Annotated in this window: 17 protein-coding genes; 4 read left to right on the top strand and 13 right to left on the bottom strand. The window is 71.6% G+C overall.

The features are described 5' to 3' along the window. Nucleotides 1–30 precede the first annotated feature (30 nt). The gene (locus ABT127_RS02400) at nt 31–1,146 is read left to right on the top strand and encodes an MFS transporter (protein WP_351444060.1); all 1,116 of its coding nucleotides are present in this window, start codon (nt 31–33) and stop codon (nt 1,144–1,146) included. Here ABT127_RS02400 and ABT127_RS02395 read toward each other — a convergent pair. Next, entirely contained in the window at nt 1,143–1,661 is a 519-nt protein-coding gene (locus tag ABT127_RS02395) for a CGNR zinc finger domain-containing protein (protein ID WP_351443996.1), read from the bottom strand. The two genes, ABT127_RS02400 and ABT127_RS02395, sit on opposite strands and share 4 nt — an antisense overlap. A 99-nt stretch (nt 1,662–1,760) precedes the next feature. On the opposite strand from ABT127_RS02395, the gene ABT127_RS02390 reads away from it, so the two are divergent. Continuing rightward, on the top strand, nt 1,761–2,129 hold the full coding sequence (locus ABT127_RS02390; protein ID WP_351443995.1) for a VOC family protein: 369 nt from the start codon (nt 1,761–1,763) through the stop codon (nt 2,127–2,129). 7 nt (nt 2,130–2,136) lie between these two features. Here the strand turns inward: ABT127_RS02390 and ABT127_RS02385 are convergent, their stop codons facing one another. From ABT127_RS02385 to ABT127_RS02370, 4 genes are all read right to left on the bottom strand, one after another. After that, nucleotides 2,137–3,198, bottom strand: coding sequence for a dipeptidase (locus ABT127_RS02385; RefSeq protein ID WP_351443994.1), 1,062 nt, complete (start codon nt 3,196–3,198; stop codon nt 2,137–2,139). A 284-nt stretch (nt 3,199–3,482) separates the two neighbouring features. Then, a complete protein-coding gene (locus ABT127_RS02380; RefSeq protein ID WP_351443992.1) occupies nt 3,483–4,670 on the bottom strand; it encodes a dipeptidase in 1,188 nt (395 codons plus the stop codon). Between the two features lie 13 nt (nt 4,671–4,683). After that, the gene (gene purE, locus ABT127_RS02375; RefSeq protein ID WP_351443991.1) at nt 4,684–5,208 is read right to left on the bottom strand and encodes a 5-(carboxyamino)imidazole ribonucleotide mutase; all 525 of its coding nucleotides are present in this window, start codon (nt 5,206–5,208) and stop codon (nt 4,684–4,686) included. Then, nucleotides 5,205–6,356: a 5-(carboxyamino)imidazole ribonucleotide synthase gene (locus ABT127_RS02370; RefSeq protein ID WP_351443990.1), complete on the bottom strand. Its 1,152-nt coding sequence runs from the start codon at nt 6,354–6,356 to the stop codon at nt 5,205–5,207. The genes purE and ABT127_RS02370 overlap by 4 nt, the downstream gene beginning before the upstream one ends. A gap of 185 nt (nt 6,357–6,541) precedes the next feature. On the opposite strand from ABT127_RS02370, the gene ABT127_RS02365 reads away from it, so the two are divergent. Continuing rightward, the gene (locus ABT127_RS02365) at nt 6,542–7,069 is read left to right on the top strand and encodes a GtrA family protein (protein WP_351443988.1); all 528 of its coding nucleotides are present in this window, start codon (nt 6,542–6,544) and stop codon (nt 7,067–7,069) included. A gap of 13 nt (nt 7,070–7,082) precedes the next feature. Here ABT127_RS02365 and ABT127_RS02360 read toward each other — a convergent pair whose 3' ends face one another. Continuing rightward, nucleotides 7,083–8,360, bottom strand: a complete 1,278-nt coding sequence (locus ABT127_RS02360; protein WP_351443987.1) for a sensor histidine kinase — start codon at nt 8,358–8,360, stop codon at nt 7,083–7,085. A 115-nt stretch (nt 8,361–8,475) separates the two neighbouring features. Then, nucleotides 8,476–9,153: a response regulator transcription factor gene (locus ABT127_RS02355; protein ID WP_018529729.1), complete on the bottom strand. Its 678-nt coding sequence runs from the start codon at nt 9,151–9,153 to the stop codon at nt 8,476–8,478. Nucleotides 9,154–9,666: 513 nt separating this feature from the next. On the opposite strand from ABT127_RS02355, the gene ABT127_RS02350 reads away from it, so the two are divergent. After that, entirely contained in the window at nt 9,667–11,160 is a 1,494-nt protein-coding gene (locus tag ABT127_RS02350) for a peptide MFS transporter (protein WP_351443986.1), read from the top strand. A 70-nt stretch (nt 11,161–11,230) separates the two neighbouring features. Here ABT127_RS02350 and ABT127_RS02345 read toward each other — a convergent pair whose 3' ends face one another. From ABT127_RS02345 to ABT127_RS02320, 6 genes are all read right to left on the bottom strand, one after another. Further along, complete coding sequence (locus tag ABT127_RS02345; protein WP_351444059.1) at nt 11,231–12,541, bottom strand: hypothetical protein; 1,311 nt, start codon at nt 12,539–12,541, stop codon at nt 11,231–11,233. A gap of 38 nt (nt 12,542–12,579) precedes the next feature. Further along, nucleotides 12,580–13,701 carry a hypothetical protein gene (locus tag ABT127_RS02340; protein ID WP_351443985.1) on the bottom strand — a complete coding sequence of 374 codons (1,122 nt, stop codon included), beginning with the start codon at nt 13,699–13,701 and terminating at the stop codon, nt 12,580–12,582. Beyond that, nucleotides 13,698–14,564, bottom strand: a complete 867-nt coding sequence (locus tag ABT127_RS02335) for a hypothetical protein (protein WP_351443984.1) — start codon at nt 14,562–14,564, stop codon at nt 13,698–13,700. Before ABT127_RS02335 ends, ABT127_RS02340 begins: the two co-directional genes overlap by 4 nt. A gap of 81 nt (nt 14,565–14,645) precedes the next feature. Further along, nucleotides 14,646–15,389, bottom strand: coding sequence for an LPXTG cell wall anchor domain-containing protein (locus tag ABT127_RS02330; protein ID WP_351443983.1), 744 nt, complete (start codon nt 15,387–15,389; stop codon nt 14,646–14,648). A 157-nt stretch (nt 15,390–15,546) separates the two neighbouring features. Next, nucleotides 15,547–16,038, bottom strand: a complete 492-nt coding sequence (locus ABT127_RS02325; protein WP_351443982.1) for an ATP-binding protein — start codon at nt 16,036–16,038, stop codon at nt 15,547–15,549. 236 nt (nt 16,039–16,274) lie between these two features. Beyond that, nucleotides 16,275–16,646, bottom strand: a complete 372-nt coding sequence (locus ABT127_RS02320) for an STAS domain-containing protein (RefSeq protein WP_351443981.1) — start codon at nt 16,644–16,646, stop codon at nt 16,275–16,277. Nucleotides 16,647–16,728: the final 82 nt, after the last annotated feature.

Raw genomic sequence — 16,728 nt, 5'->3', positions numbered from 1 at the left:
GCGGCCGGTCCGCCCGGGCCCTGGCGCCGGATGCGGATCTGGGCCGGTGCCCACGCCGTCGACGACTTCTACCAGGGCCTGGTGCCCGCGGCCGTCCCATACTTCGTACTGCAGCGCGACTTCAGCTACGTACAGGCGTCCGGTCTCGCGCTCGCCGCGACGCTGGGCAGCGCCCTTCCGCAGGTGCCGATCGGGCTGCTGGCCGACCGGTACCGGCTGCGGTGGATGTCGCCGCTGGGGATCGGTCTGGCGGGGACCGGGGCGGGCCTGTCCGGGCTCTTCCCCTCCTATCCCGTGGTGTTCGCGCTGCTGCTGGTGGCGGGTGTGGGCATCGCGATGTTCCATCCACCCGCCGGGCGCGACGCGCGCCGTGCGGCCGGCGGCAGCGCCACCGCGATGAGCTACTTCGCCGCCGGCGGCAGCGTCGGCTTCTTCGTCGCCCCGGCACTGGTCACACCGGCCCTGGACCGCCTCGGGATGACCGCGACCGCGCTGTTCGTGCCGCCGGCCGTCCTGATGGGCTTCGTCCTGCTGCGCCACCGCCACCGCGGCGCCGGAGGGGCGGCCGGACAGGTGCGGCGCCAAGGGCGGGACCGGCCCGGCCTGTTCGCGGCCCTGACCGCCGTGGAGATCGTGCGCTCGACCATCTCCATCGGCCTCAACACGTTCATCTCGCTGTACTGGATCCGGCACCTGGACGCGAGCAGCGGCCTCGGCGGTCTCGCCCTGACCCTGGAACTGGGCGGCGGAGTACTCGGCACCCTGCTCGGCGGGCGGCTCGCCGACCGGATCGGCATGGTCCGTACGGTGCAGATCGGCAACGCGGCGCTGCTGCCCGCGCTGTGGGCCGTGCTGGTCTGCGACGACAAGTACGTGGCGCTGCCGCTGGCGCTGCTGGCCGGGCTGGTCTCCAACATCCCGTTCGCCGTGCTCATCAAGCTCGGCCAGGACTATCTGCCCAGCCGTCCCGGCACCGCGGCCGGGGTCACCCTCGGGCTGGCGATGAGCGCGGGCGGGCTGTTCATGCCGCTCCTCGGCATCGTCGCCACCCACCACGGACCCCGGGGCGCACTGCTGGTCCTCGCCACGGTGCCGGTGGCGGCGGTCCTGCTGTCGACGGCCCTGCGCGAACCGGACCCGGCCTAGCCGGTCCGCTCCTTGCCCTTCGCGCGGTACCGGCGCATCTTCGCCCGGGCCCCGCAGACCGCCATGTCGCACCAGCGTCCGCGGCCCGCGGGGCTCCGGTCGTAGTACGCCCCGTGGCAGTCGTCCGCCTCGCACGCCTTGAGGCGGGCCCAGGTGCCGGCCGCGTGGGCCCGCGCGACGGCGGCAGCCACCCGGGAGGCGAGGGCGTCCCCGTGCACCGGGACCAGCCGCGCCGAGCCGTCGACCGCGTCGACCGCCACCCGCAGCGGCGCCCGCGCCAACAGCTCGCCCAGCGGCGTCACTTCACGGTGCGGGGCGTGCCCGGCGTGGACCAGGCACACCGCGCGCAGGGACTCGCGCAGCTCGCGGGCGCCCGGCACGTCGGCCGCCACGATGCCGAAGGACGCGCGGCCCTCCGCCGTGTCCAGCGCGTCCGTGCCCGTCCCGATGTCCAGCGTGTTCACCAGCGCGGCCACGAGGGCCAGGCCCCCGGGTGCGGGCTCGCGGTCGTTCATCGTTGCGACGTTACCCCCGGTGGGGCAGGATGCGGTAACGGTAGCGTTACCTCTTGACCAGTTCTATCGGTAACTCATCGGTGATCTCCTGGAGGAGTCATGGCCATCGCACGGCTGGGCGCCATCGTTCTGGACTGCCCCGACCCGCTCGCGCTCGCGCGGTTCTACGCGGAGCTGCTCGGCGGCACCCCGGCCCCGGACCCCGAGGAGGCCGACTGGGTCGACCTGAAGGTGCCGGGCGGGCCCGCACTGGCCTTCCAGGAGGCGCCCGGGTACGTGCCGCCGCCCTGGCCCTCGGTGGGCGGCGCGCAGCAGTTCCACCTCGACCTGGCGGTCGGGGATCTGGACGCCGGGGAGAAGGAGGTCCTGGCGCTCGGTGCCACAGTGCTCGACAACGAGGACCGGACCCGCTCGTGGCGCGTCTACGCGGATCCGGTCGGGCACCCCTTCTGCCTGTGCCTCAGCTGAGCGTCCGTCAGGGCCGTGCCGTCGACGGCCCCCTGCGCCGCCGGGCGGCCCGGGCGGTGAACTCGGCGACGCGCAGCACCCGTTGGACGTTGCCCCAGGTGAGCAGGGCGAGGCCGTCCTCGGGCCAGCCGCGGCTCTGCAGCTCCGCGATCAGCGCGGGGTAACCGGCGGCGTCGCCCAGGCCCGCGGGGTGGGCGTCCCCGGTGTCGTACATCCCGGACAGGCCGACCGACTCGGGGCCCGCCACGTCGCGTACGTGGTCGAGGTGGTCGGCGACGTCGCGCAGTTCGGGGCCGGTCCGCGCGGCCGAACAGGGCACCAGGCACAGGCCCTTGCGCTCGCCGAGTTCGGCCAGCAGGTCGTCGGGGACGTTGTCCGGGTGGTGGTTGAGGGCGCGGGCGCCGGACCGGGTGAAGAGCGCGGGGGCCTTGGACACGGCGAGGGTGCGGGCCGCGGTCGCCCGGGAGGCGCCGGTGAGGTCGACGACCATGCCGAGCCGGTTCATCTCCCGTACGACCTCTTCGCCGAACCGGGTCAGTCCGCGCTCGCACTCCGCCCAGGGCGCGCCGGAGAGGGTGAGGGCGCGCAGGCCGAGGGCGTGCAGGGCGCGCAGGGTGCCCAGGGAGTCGCCGGTGGCGGCCGCCGGGGCCGGGCCGATGACGACGGCGATGCGGCCGTGGGCGCGGGCGTCGGCGGTCTCCGACGCGGAGCGGGCCAGCCGCAGGCCCTCCGGGTAGCGGGCGACGACGTTGTTGATCAGGTCGATCTGTTCCAGGGCCGTCGTGAGGGGGCGGTCCTCGGCCGTGTCGAGGGCCCACAGCAGGGCGCCGGTGCCGCCGGCGCGCAGGCGTGGCAGGTCGCTCTCGACGGAGGTCTCCCCCAGTTCGAGGTCGTGCCAGGGCAGGGTCCGCAGGGTTTCCGGCAGGCCGCAATAGCCGTCGGCCACGGGGTGGCGGGCCAGGAGGGTGTGGGGGTCGGGGGCTGGGGCGGGGACGGAAACGGTGGGAGCGGGCTGGTCGAGCTCGCCCGCCTCTGCGGGGGCGGTGAGTTCGCCCTGTAGGTCTGCCATGGCAGGCTCCGGAAAACGGTGGGACAGCGTTCGGTCCACCGTCCCACGCGGTGCCCTGCCGGGCTCGGCGGGCTCGGCCAAACGGGGTGCCTGCCGCACACGGATCGCGGGCTGCTGTCCGCCCCGTAAGGGGCGCGGGGAACTGCGCGAGAAGCCCCACCGGGGCCGCACCCGCGAACGGCGCTGTAGTGAAAGCCCGTTGAAGCGCTCGCCCCGCGCCGGGGGCCGCCTTGCCCACCCTGCCGCCCTTGGCGGCAGATTGCCCAAGGCGGCGGGGCGGAGGGCTAGGCGTCCAGTTGGGGCTGGGTGGCGTTCGACGGGGCCCGGCGGGAGCGGAGGTCCCGGGAGACGTCCTCGGCGGCGCCCAGAACCCGCACGGCGTTGCGCCACGTCAGCTTCGACAGGTCGTCCTTGGACCAGCCGCGGTCGAGGAGTTCGGCGATCAGGTTCGGGTAGCCCGAGACGTCGTTCAGCCCGTCCGGGGTGAACGCCGTGCCGTCGTAGTCACCGCCGATGCCGATGTGGTCGACGCCCGCGACCTCGCGCATGTGGTCGAGGTGGTCGGCGACGGTGGAGACCGTCGCGACCGGACGCGGCCGCGCCTCCTCGAAGGCGCGGTGCAGCTTCATCGCCGCCGGGGACGTGTCCAGGTGGTGGAAGCCGTGCGAGCGCAGGTTCTCGTCGGCGGCCGCCGTCCAGTCGACCGCCGCCTGGAGGACGAACTTCGGGACGAAGGTCGCCATCGCCACTCCCCCGTTGCCCGGCAGCCGCTCCAGGACGTCGTCCGGGATGTTGCGCGGGTGGTCGCAGACGGCCCGCGACGAGGAGTGCGAGAAGATCACCGGCGCCTCGGTGACGTCCAGCGCCGCGCGCATGGTCGTCGCCGCGACGTGCGAGAGGTCGACGAGCATGCCCTCGCGGTTCATCTCGCGCACGACCTCGCGGCCGAAGGCCGACAGACCGCCGACCCCCGGCTCGTCCGTCGCCGAGTCCGCCCACGCGATGTTGTCGTTGTGGGTGAGGGTCATGTAGCGCACGCCGAGCGCGTACAACGCCCGCAGCGTGGCGAGGGAGTTGTTGATGGAGTGGCCGCCCTCGGCGCCCTTGAGCGAGGCGATGAGCCCGGCCCGGCGCGCGTCCTCCATGTCGGCCGCCGTCAGCGCGGCCCGCAGATCGCCCGGGTACCGCGCGATCAACTGGTCGACGCAGTCGATCTGTTCGAGCGTCGCGCTGACCGCCGCGTCACCCGTCAGATCCGTACGGACGTACACGGACCAGAACTGCGCGCCGACCCCGCCCGCCCGCAGCCGGGCCAGGTCGGTGTGCAGGTGCGCGCTCTGGTCGGCGGCGATGTCCCGGGCGTCGATGTCGTAGGTGACCTGCTCGCGCAGCGCCCACGGCAGGTCGTTGTGCCCGTCGACGACGGGGAACTCGGCGAGCAGCTCGCGGGCCCGCTCCACAGACGTACTCATACGGCTATCGCGCTCACTTTCCGAAACCGAAACCGGACCCCGCGCCCTCGACCTTGGCGCGCAGCCGCTTGCCCTTCTCGGTGGCCTGGTCGTTGAGCTCCTGCTGGAACTCCTTCATGCGGGCGAGGAGGTCCTCGTCGTGCGCGGCGAGGATGCGCGCGGCGAGCAGCCCCGCGTTGCGCGCGCCGCCGACCGAGACGGTCGCGACCGGCACCCCGGCCGGCATCTGCACGATCGACAGCAGCGAGTCCATGCCGTCGAGGTACTTCAGCGGCACCGGAACGCCGATCACCGGCAGCGGCGTCACCGAGGCGAGCATTCCGGGCAGATGTGCGGCGCCGCCGGCGCCCGCGATGATCGCCTTCAGGCCACGCTCGGCGGCCTGCTCGCCGTAGGAGATCATCTCGTGCGGCATGCGGTGCGCGGAGACGACGTCGACCTCGTAGGGGATCTCGAACTCGTCGAGGGCCTTGGCCGCGGCCTCCATGACGGGCCAGTCCGAGTCGGACCCCATCACAATGCCAACCACAGGGCTCATTCGGTGATCGTTCCCCTCAGGTATCCGGCTGCGTGACGAGCGCGCTCCAGTACGTCGTCCAGGTCGTCGCCGTAGGTGTTCACGTGACCGACCTTGCGGCCGGGCTTCACGTCCTTGCCGTACATGTGGATCTTCAGCTGCGGGTCGCGGGCCATGCAGTGCAGGTACGCGCTGTACATGTCCGGGAAGTCGCCGCCCAGGACATTGCCCATGACGGTCCACTTCGCGCGCGGGCGCGGGTCGCCGAGCGGCAGGTCCAGGACCGCGCGCACGTGGTTGGCGAACTGCGAGGTGATCGCGCCGTCCTGGGTCCAGTGGCCGGAGTTGTGCGGCCGCATCGCCAGTTCGTTGACCAGAATTCTGTTCTTCCCGTCGGGTCCTCGGGTCTCGAACAGCTCCACCGCGAGGTGTCCGACCACACCCAGCTCCTTGGCGATGCGCAGCGCCAGCTCCTGCGCCTCGCCCGCCAGCGCCTCGTCGAGACCGGGGGCCGGGGCGATCACGGTGTCGCAGACGCCGTCGACCTGCTGGGACTCGACGACCGGGTAGGCGACGGCCTGGCCGTGCGGCGAGCGGACGACGTTGGCCGCCAGCTCCCGCGCGAAGTCGACCTTCTCCTCGGCGAGCACCGGCACGCCCGCCTTGAACGGGTCGGCCGCGTCCGCCGCGGAGCGCACGACCCACACGCCCTTGCCGTCGTAGCCGCCGCGCACGGTCTTGAGGATGACGGGGAACCCGTCGCCCTCCTCGGCGAAGGCGGCCACGTCCGCCGGGTCGCGCACGATCCGGTGCCGCGGGCACGGCACGCCGAGCGCGCTGAGCTTCGCGCGCATCTCGCCCTTGTCCTGGGCGTACAGCAGCGCGTCGGGGCCGGGGCGGACGGGGATGCCGTCCGCCTCCAGGGCCCGCAGATGCTCGGTGGGTACGTGTTCGTGGTCGAAAGTGATCACGTCACAGCCGCGTGCGAACTCACGCAGTGTGTCCAGGTCGCGGTAGTCGCCGACGACGACGTCGCCGACGACCTGTGCCGCGGAATCCTGCGGGGTGTCACTGAGGAGCTTGAATCTGATGCCGAGCGGGATGCCCGCCTCGTGTGTCATACGAGCGAGCTGGCCACCGCCGACCATGCCGACTACCGGAAACGTCACATCTCCAGGGTATCGGCCAAATGACTGGTTCCCGCGCGCCCCTCTTTCTGTAGGAAAGAACGAGGTAAGACCATCGACGTCGTCCGCAGGCGCCCGCGAGGGGCCGTGGTTAGCATGACGGGGGTGGCTCCTGCCGGGGCCGCGTGACCGAACGCACGGGGACGACGGGGGTAGAGGCGACGATTATGAGCGTGACGACCGGCCGGCCGGCCAAGGGCATCGGCGCACTGCGGGTGCGGTTCGCCGCCCTGGCCCGGGAGATCGCCAAGTTCGGCGTCGTCGGCGCCCTGGGCGTCCTCGTGAACTTCGCGGTCTTCAACCTGATGCGGCACGGCACCGACCTCCAGGTGGTGCGGGCCAGCGTCATCGCGACCGTCGTCGCCATCGTCTTCAACTACGTGGGGTTCCGCTACTTCACCTACCGTGACCGCGACAAGAGCGGCCGCGCCAAGGAACTCACCCTGTTCCTGCTGTTCAGCGTGGTCGGCCTGGTGATCGAGAACGGCGTCCTGTACGCGGCGACCTACTGGTTCCACTGGGACAGCTCGCTGCAGAGCAACATCTTCAAGTTCCTCGGCATGGGCCTCGCGACCCTCTTCCGCTTCTGGTCCTACCGCACCTGGGTGTTCCGGGCGCTGCCGGCCAAGGAGGCCGTGGCCAGCGCGGAATCGTTCCTGGACGACCCGACGCCGCCGGTCACGCGCCTCAAGTAGGCCGGGGCCGGCTCTAGCGGATCGTCTCCGCATCCCCGGTGCTCCCGGACTGCTTCTTCAGCGGCGTACGGGACAGGAACAGACCGAAGACCGGCGGGCTCGCCTGGAGCATCTCCAGGCGTCCGCCGTCCGCCTCGGCGAGGTCGCGGGCGACCGCGAGGCCGATGCCCGTCGAGTTGCGGCCGCTGATGGTCCGCTCGAAGATCCGCGAGCCCAGCTCCGAGGGGACGCCCGGGCCCTCGTCCGTGACCTCGATGACCGCCTGGTTGCCGGTGACGCGGGTGCGCAGGGCGACGGTGCCGCCGCCGTGCATCAGCGAGTTCTCGATCAGCGCGGCGAGCACCTGGGCGACCGCTCCCGGGGTACCGACCGCCGTCAGGTGGCGCTTGCCGGAGGAGACGATGGCGCGGCCCGCGCTGCGGTAGGCCGGGCGCCACTCCTCCAGCTGCTGCTTGATCACCTCGTCCAGGTCGAAGGTGACGGCCGAGCCGGTGCGCGGGTCGCGTGCGTTGGTCAGCAGCCGCTCGACGACGTCGGTGAGCCGCTCCACCTGGGTCAGCGCGATCGTCGCCTCCTCCTTCACCTCGGCCAGGTCCTCGGTCATGGTGATCTCCTCCAGGCGCATCGAGAGCGCCGTGAGGGGGGTGCGCAGCTGGTGCGAGGCGTCGGCGGCGAGCCGCCGCTCGGCCGTCAGCATCCGGGCGATGCGCTCGGCCGAGCCGTCCAGCACGTCGGCGACCCGGTCCAGCTCGGGCACGCCGTAGCGCTTGTGGCGCGGGCGCGGGTCGCCGGAGCCCAGGCGCTCCGCGGTGGAGGCCAGATCGGTGAGCGGGGAGGTGAGGCGGTTGGCCTGCCGTACGGCGAGCAGCACGGCGGCGACGATGGCGAGCAGCGCCACCCCGGCGATGAGCAGCAGGGTGCGGCCGACCTCGGCGGTCACCTCGGAGCGGGGCTCCTCGACGGTGACCTTCTCGCCCTGCTCGCCGTCGGCGGTGTACTTGATGACCTCGCCGTCCGGGCGGGTGCCGATCTCGATGGGCTTGTCGCCGGGCATCTCGATCAGCGCGTAGCGCTCCCCCGCGACCTGGTTCTTCAGGACGTCGCCGCTGATCAGCTCGTCGCTGAGCATCCGGCTGTCGACGATGGAGGCCAGCCGGACCGCTTCCGACTGCACGCGCTCCTGGGCGCTGTTCGTGATGGTCCGGGTCTCCACGATGACGAGGGAGATCCCGAACACGGCGATCACGACCAGAACGACGGCGAGCGTGGAATTGATCAGTCGGCGGCGCATGGTTCCAGTGTCCCGGATGAAGTGGCCGCCCCGAGGGATCAGCCCCTACGGCGCGAAGGCCACGGGGCTCCGCCCCGGACACCGCCGCTCAATCGCCGCAGGGACCGACAGTCGCTCAGCTCTTCTCGAAGCGGAAGCCCACACCGCGCACCGTGGCGATGTAGCGCGGGTTCGCCGCGTCGTCGCCGAGCTTCTTGCGGAGCCACGAGATGTGCATGTCCAGGGTCTTGGTCGACGACCACCAGGTGGTGTCCCAGACCTCGCGCATGAGCTGGTCGCGGGTCACGACCCGGCCCGCGTCCCGCACGAGCACCCGCAGCAGGTCGAACTCCTTGGCGGTGAGCTGGAGCTCCTCGTCGCCCATCCAGGCCCGGTGCGACTCGACGTCGATCCGGACGCCGTGGGTGGCCGGGGCCTCCTTGGGCTCGGCGGCGCCGCGCCGCAGCAGCGCCCGGACTCGGGCCAGCAGCTCGGCGAGCCGGAACGGCTTGGTCACGTAGTCGTCGGCGCCGGCGTCGAGGCCCACGACCGTGTCCACCTCGTCGGCGCGCGCGGTCAGGATGAGGATCGGCACCGTGTGCCCCTCGGCGCGCAGCCGTCGGGCCACCTCGAGGCCGTCCATCCCGGGCAGGCCGAGGTCGAGGACGACGAGGTCGATGCTTCCCTGCAGTCCGGCGTCGAGGGCGGTGGGTCCGTCCTCGCGCACTTCCACCTCGTAACCCTCCCGGCGCAGGGCGCGGGCCAGCGGCTCCGAGATGGACGCGTCGTCCTCGGCGAGCAGTACACGGGTCATGGGGTGATGGTAGTCCGCGTCGGACGAGGGTCGTGGGGTGATCCGCCGGTACGCGGCCGGGACCCGGCCCGCGGACGGCCCTCGCGGAAGCGGAGCGAGGACCTCCGCGATTACGTCATCCGACTTCGAAGTGCGATCCTGGTGAAAACCTTGGAATCAGCAGAACGGTTCCGTCGGGACCTGTGATCCATCTCTCAAGTCCTTCCATATGCCGCACTGTCGTGTCGTATGGTGACCAAACGCCTGATGCACTACTGGGGGACCTTTGGAGCGCACTGCGCCCGAAGGTCCTTTTCATGTGCGGGCTGGTCTCGTCCAGTCTTGAAGAGCAATGACCTGTGGCCGGGCCCTGGAACACGTAAGGAAGCGTGGACGGGGTGTGGATCCCGGGTCCCGCTGTGACACCTCTCCCCTCGGGCGTGGAGAGGTCGGCGGGACTCCGGTGCCGGCCGCCCCCCACCGGGCGCTCAGCCGCTGCGCGGCGCGCGTCCCGACACCCCACAAGGATCGACCATGGCGTCCAGCCTGACGAAGGACTCGGCCAGTACCCCTGGCTCCGAGAAGACCTTCTTCGGCCACCCCCGCGGACTGGCCACTCTCTTCATGACCGAGATGTGGGAGCGCTTCAGCTTCTACGGCATGAGGGCCCTGCTCCCCCTCTACCTGATCGCGCCCGGCGGCCTCCACATGGACGGTGCCACGGCGACGGCGATCTACTCGGTCTACCTGTCGCTGGTCTACCTGCTCGCCATGCCCGGCGGTTGGTTCGCCGACCGCTTCTGGGGTCCCCGCAAGACCGTGATCATCGGCTCCGCCATCGTGATCCTCGGTCACATCACGCTGGCGCTGCCCTCCGCGGGCTCCTTCTTCGCCGGTCTCGGCCTGGTCGCCCTGGGTTCGGGTCTGCTCAAGGCCAACATCTCCACGATGGTCGGCCACCTGTACAAGGGCCCCCAGGACCCGCGCCGTGACGCCGGCTTCACCGTCTTCTACATCGGCATCAACGTCGGTGGCTTCCTGGCGCCGCTGACCATCGGCACCGTCGGCGAGAACGTCAACTGGCACATCGGCTTCGCGCTCGCCGCGGTCGGCATGGCCCTCGGCCTGATCCAGTTCGTGCTCGGCAGCCGTCACCTGAGCGCCGAGAGCGACGTCGTCGTCAAGCCGGCCACCAAGCAGGAGCGCGCCAAGGCGCTGAAGCAGTCGCTGTACTGGGCGATCGGCGCGGCCGTCTTCTACCTGATCGTCGTGGGCACCGGCCACTACACGCTGAACTGGATCCTGGTCCCGCTCTCCGTCATCGGCCTGGTCATCCCGGTCCTGGTCCTGGCGCGCATGAAGCGCGACAAGGACCTGACGGACGACGAGCAGTCGAAGGTCTCCGGCTACATCTGGTTCTTCGTCGTCGCCGCCATCTTCTGGATGATCTACGACCAGAACGGCTCGACGCTGTCGATCTTCGGTGAGGAGTCGACCACCAACACGCTGCTCGGCTTCCACTTCCCGACCTCGTGGTACCAGTCGCTGAACCCGATCATGATCATGGCGCTCGCCCCGGTGGTCGCCTCGATCTGGCTGTGGCTGAACAAGCGCGGCAAGGAGCCGAGCACGGCGGTCAAGTTCGCGTCGTCGCTGGTGCTGATGGGCATCTCCTTCGCCGTCTTCCTGATCCCGCTGATCGACACCGCCACCAACGGCGGCAAGGTCTCCCCGATGTGGCTGGTCGCGATCTACTTCGTGCAGACCGTCGGTGAGCTGTGCCTCTCCCCGGTCGGCCTGTCGGTCACGACCAAGATGGCCCCGGCCAAGTACACCGGCCAGATGATGGGTGTCTGGTTCCTCGCGGTCACCGCGGGCGACTCGATCACCGCGCTGCTCTCCACCGCCGGCGTGAACCTGAACACCAAGGGCGCCGTCGGGGCCGAGGTGCTCATCGCCGTCATCGCCGGTCTCGGCTTCTGGATGTACCGCGGCAAGGTCAAGAAGCTGATGGGCTCCGTCAACTGACCCGACCCGCACCCGAAGGGGCCCGGTCCGCACGATGCGGACCGGGCCCCTTCTGCCGTCGGACCTCCTCCTACCTCCGGGCCGCCCGGCGCCGCGGCAGGAACGTGAAGACCGCGCCGCCCAGCAGGATCACCGTGCCGGCCACCAGGCCGAGGGCGCGCAGGGCGCCGTCGTTCGAGGCGCCGGTCTCGGCGAGGCCGCCGCTCGCGGCGGAACCGCCCGCCGAGCCGGAGGCCGAGCCGCCCGCGGAGCCCGAGCCGGAGCCCGAGGCGCCGCCCTCCACGGCCGTGGTGTCGATCTCCAGGGAGACCGCGTTCGTGGTCGGCGTGCAGGTCGTGGTCGTGCCCAGCGCCTCCACGATCAGGACGCCCGGGGACAGCGTCGACTTGCCGTCGGCGCCCGGCTTGTAGGTGCCGGTCAGATCCGGGATCGCGATCGGGGCGCCGGACTTGATGGCCTCCTTGTTGGTGGGGCCCTCGACGTGGACGGTGCCCTTGTCGGCGCCGCCCAGCTTCACCTCCATCGACGGCTTGACCGAGTCGGCCGGGATGTCGGCCGGGCTGTCCATCACGGACTTCTTGAACTGGACCGTCAGGGCGTAGTTGCCGCCGTCCTTCTTGGCGTTGATCTGCACCGGGGACGTGGCGTTCTTGTCACCGATGGGGGTCTTGCAGGCGTAGGGGACGGAGACCTCCTTGCCGGTGAAGTCGGTCTGGCCACCGGAGCCGCCGGTCGTGCCGCCGGAGTCGGTGGAGCCCGTCGAGCCGGACGTCGTCGTGCCGCCGTTGTCCGTGGTGCCCCCGGAGTCGGTGGTCCCGCCCGAATCGGTGGCGCCGCCGTCGGACCCGCTCGTGGTGCCGCCGTCCGAACTCCCGCCGCCCTCCGTGACCTTGATGGTCGCGCCGGGCTTCACGGTCTCCTTCGGCGTGCACTTGGTGTCCGTCGAGATGGGCTTGTTGACGTTGATGTTGTACGCGCCCGGGGTCAGCGTCACATCACCGGCCGCGGTCAGCTTGACCTTGCCCTTCATGGTGGACAGCTGCATCGGGCTGTTCTTGGGGATCGCGGGGTTCTCCCGCGGGCCCTGCATCGCGATGTCGGAGGTCTGCGCCCCGGCCGCCTTCAGCGTGCCGGTGGGCTGCACGGTGTTCGCGTCGAGGTCGAGGACGTCCGGGTTCTTGGATGCGGCCTGCACGAACTTCCAGGTCACGTCGACCTCGTCGCCGACCTTCGCCGTCGCGGGCGCGGTGATCTCCACCTGCGTGGTGCCCTCGACGGGATCGAGGCCGGAGATCGGGGGCGGAACGCACTCGGTCTTGTACGAGACGTCGGCGGCCTGCGCGGGGGATGCGAGGAACAGCAGTCCCGCCCCGCCGAGCATCAGGGCGACGCCGGCCGCGCTCACTCTCCGTTGGGTGGTCACGGGTTTCCTTTCGTCGTCGGGCTGTTGTCGGACGGTGCGGAGAGCTGCCCGGCCTCCGGAGCGCCGGGACCGGTGTCCGGGGCGAACCAGGGCAGGGTGTTCGTGGTGGTGTCCGCCGGCGTCCCGGGGTGCCGTTCGACCGGCGGCGGTGTGCGCTGGAGGAGGCTCGGCCTCGGCCTGCGGCCGGTGGGATCGGCCGGCCGCCGCCCGCGGTGGCGGCCCTGCGCGCCGTACCGGTCGCGCGGCCTGATCCGGTCCACGACCGCCATGCCGATCCGGAAGACGGCGGCGGGCACGACGACGCACAGCAGGATCCAGAAGAGCGTCACGCCCCACGGGCGGCCCACGCCCCAGGGCTGCTCGGCGAGGACCTTCCCGCCGTACTTCAGGGACACCAGATAGCTGCCGTGGGCGCCGGCCGTCAGCTCGACGGGCAGCTCGATCCGTGCCTTGCGGCCCGGCTCGACGGTGCCGCGCCACTGCTGTTCCTCCCACTGCGGCGCGAACACGCCGTGGGAGGTGCCGACTTGGAAGACCGGGTCCTTGACGGGGGTCGAGCCGACGTTGCCGACCGTGAAGACGAACGAGCGCGAGGGCGGCGCCCCGAACCAGGTGAGGATGCCGCTCGAACCGTCCAGCCGGGTGTCGGCGACCATGGACAGCCGCCCGGTGCCGGACTCCTTCGGCAGCGGCTTCACCGGATGCCCGGCGACCTGGAAGGCGGCGTCCGCCTGCGCCTTCGGCCCGGTCGCGGTCGCCACGTGCACGACGCAGGGGCAGGCGGCGGGCGGCTCGGCCACCGGCAGCTTCTTGCTGAACGTGCCGGAGGCGTCGGTGGTGACGGCGAGCCCGTCCGCGTTGGCACAGGAGTTGGTGCCGCCGACGACCCCGCGCTCGGGGGTCGCCCGGCCGCAGACCAGCAGCATCAGCAGCGCCTTCGGGCCCCAGCCCTTGCCCTTCACGGTGATCGAACCACCGGTCCCCGCCTGGGACTTGGAGAGCGTGACGGTGGGCTTGCCGTCGGCGGCCGACGCCCAGGGAGCGGCGCCCGCCACCAGCGCGGCGACGAGGGCCAGGACGGTCAGCAGCCGCGGTGCGCGGGCGCTGCGGCGGTTCATGTCGATCCCCTTCGGTCCCTGTGGTTGCGTACGTACCAGAAGGCGGCGCACCCGGCGCCCGCGAGCACCGCCAGGGCGCCGCCGAGCACGCCCCACGGCACGAACCGGGCGGTCGTCGTCGCCGAGTCCGCCGCGCCGCCGCCCGCGGTGACCGTCACCTTCACGTCGACCGAGTCCAGCGCGGGCGCGCCGGGCCAGGGCTCGGTGAGCGTGACGCGGCGGCCCGGGAGCAGTTCGACCGGCAGGGTGCGGGCGCGGCGGTCCAGGACGGTGCCGAGGACGCCGTCGGCGCGCACGGTCAGGCGCGGGGTGAGGGTGGTGTTGCCGCGGTTCACGACGTCGTACGCGATGGAGTCGCCGTCCTTCACGCGGACGTGCTCGACGGTGAGCGCGGCGAGGGTGGGCCCGGCGACCCGCAGCCGGACGCTGACCCCGGCGTCCCGGCCGCCGCCGCTGGCCACGATCGCGCCCGGGTGGTCGCCCGGGGTGGCGCCCGCGGGGACGGTCACCGTGAAGGGGACCTCGGCGCGGGTGCGGGCCGGGATCCTGACGCTCCGCTCGGCGAACGTGATCCAGGCGCCGGTGTCCTCGGCCTTCTCGCGCAGGTCGAGGGCGCCGTCGGCGCTGTTGTCGGCGTCGGCGCCGCGCAGGGTGACGCGCAGCGGCTCGGTGGTGGGGTTGGTGACGGCCACCTTGTCCTCCAGGACGGTGCCGGGGGTGCCCTCCGCGTAGATGTAGGGGCGGCCGTCGTCGGCGGCGGGGCGGGTGCCGCCGCCGGCCGACGGGGCGATGGTCCAGCGGGGCTGGGCCGCCATCGCCGCCGGGGCCGCGGTGCCGCCCCACACCAGTAAGGCAGCACCCATGAGCGCCCACGTGCCGTAGGAGCCTCGGTTTCGTCTGCGAGTGCGGCTCATATGTGGTTGCTCGCGCAGTTCCCCGCGCCCCTACCGGGGCGCCTGCTGGCGGCGACGGGTCAGCCACAGTGCGCCGGCCGCTCCGGCGAGGAGCACCGTGCCGCCCAGGGTGCCGAGCGCGACCGCCGAGTCCTCCGGGCCCGTCTGGGGAAGCGAGGAGCCGCCCGAGGAGGACGAGGACGATCCGGAGCCGGAGGAGCCGGTCGAACCCGTGGAGCCTGTGGAGCCCGTCGAACCCGAACCGCCGCCGCCACCCGCGGCCTTGACGTCCAGTTCCAGGGACGGCTTCGGGTTGTTCGACGGGGTGCAGGTCGTCGTCGTGCCCAGCGCCTTGATGGTCAGCACGCCCGCCGTGAACGTCACCTTGCCGCTCTTCTTCGGCGTGTACGTGCCGCTCAGGTCACTGATCTTGATCGGCGAGTTGGCGGGGATCGCCTCCGCGTTCGGCGCGCCGGAGACGGCCAGCTGTCCGGTCTCCGCGCCGCCCAGCTTGATGACGGCGCTCGGCTTCATGGCGCCCTTGCCGAGCTCGACCGGGCTGGAGGAGACGCCCTTCTGGAAGGACATCGTGATCTTGTAGCCGCTGCCGCTCTTGACCGACTTCATGTCGATCGGGGACACGGCCCCCTTGTTGCCGATCGGCGTTTTGCACTGATAGTTGACGTCCTGCACCGTGGCGGAAGCGGTGGGGGCGGCCATCAGCACCGCCGAGCCGGCCAGGGCCGCGCTCAGCGCGAACGCGGCGGTTCGTTTCTGGTACGTCCGGTACGACACCTCGAAATCCCTTCAGCCAAACCATTACTGACGGTTCATCAGATGCGGGTGGCTCAAGGTACGCCGGGGACCTTGCCGAGGGAAGACAAAGAGCACGCCGGATCGAAGACGATCCGGCGTGCTCGGAAACACGGACGGGACGGGCCCGCTCGGCGGGTCAGGCGGGGGCGCCGACCTCGGCCCACACGGTCTTGCCGGTGACCCCGGGGGTGCGCACGACCCCCCAGTCGAGGCAGAGGCGCTGGACGATGAACATGCCGTGGCCGCCGGGGCGGCCCGCGCGGTGCGGGGTGCGGGGGGCCGGCTGGCCCGCGCCGTGGTCGGTGACCTCGATGCGCAGCACCTTGTTGGCCGGGGAGTCCCCGTAGAACAGGGCGATCTCGTCCGGACCCTCGGCGTGCAGGCAGGCGTTGGTGACCAGCTCGGAGACGACGAGCAGAACGTCCTCCGCGGCGGCGCGACGGTCCGCGGTCGCGGCCGGCAGCCAGCCCCAGGCGTGCAGCGCCTCCCGGGTGAAGTCGCGGGCCAGCGGCACGATGCCGCTCTCACCGCCCAGGCTCAGCCTGCGGACCCGGCGGCCCCCAGCGTCCGGCTCGTCGCCGGACCCGGGGCCGTGGTCGCCCGGCGAGTAAGGCCGGGTGGTGCTCATCAGCACTTCACCTCACCGATTCACCAATGTCAGCTTCAAAGTTCAAAAAGTGGGGTCGGGACGTCCCTGTCGGATACGCCGTGTTCTCGGTCGGGGGTCTCCTGCCCGGAGGGGCGGTGGGAACACCCCTTACCCGGATGGAGACCTTGTGACGCTGGTAACGCCTCGATCACGTACGGACAACCGGAGCGTAACTTCTGCGTCTCGGGCGCGCGCACCCTTTCGGAGCCTTCGCATCACTCCGCGGCGAGCGCCGATTCCAGTGATTCGTGCACGGTAAAAACGGCCTCCGCACCGGTGATCTCGAAGACCCGGGCCACCACCGGCAGCATCCCGGCCAGATGGACTCCGCCGCCCGCGGCCTCGGCCTTGAGACGGGCACCGAGCAGCACGTTCAGCCCGGTCGAGTCGCAGAACTCCAGGCGCGAACAGTCGACGATCAGCCGGGAAAGTCCGTTCGTGAGGCATTCATCCAGGGGTTCACGCAGCAGATCGGCCGTGTGGTGATCCAACTCACCCGCCGGCGTCACCACGGCGCTGGCACCCTCCTGCCGCACCTCGACCAGAAGCCGGCCCCTGTTGGCGCTGCCGACTGTCCCGCGGTCCATGACGACCCTCTCCCGCTCAAGCTCTGCACTGCTTACGACGTGCGGTTGACGCCCTCGAACACTACGCCTTCCCTACGTGCCC

The organism is Streptomyces sp. NPDC001904, assembly GCF_040297005.1.
In the GTDB taxonomy this organism is placed as follows: domain Bacteria; phylum Actinomycetota; class Actinomycetes; order Streptomycetales; family Streptomycetaceae; genus Streptomyces.
The sequence above is the reverse complement of the archived record's forward strand: the minus strand, read 5'-3'. Positions and strand labels throughout refer to the sequence as shown.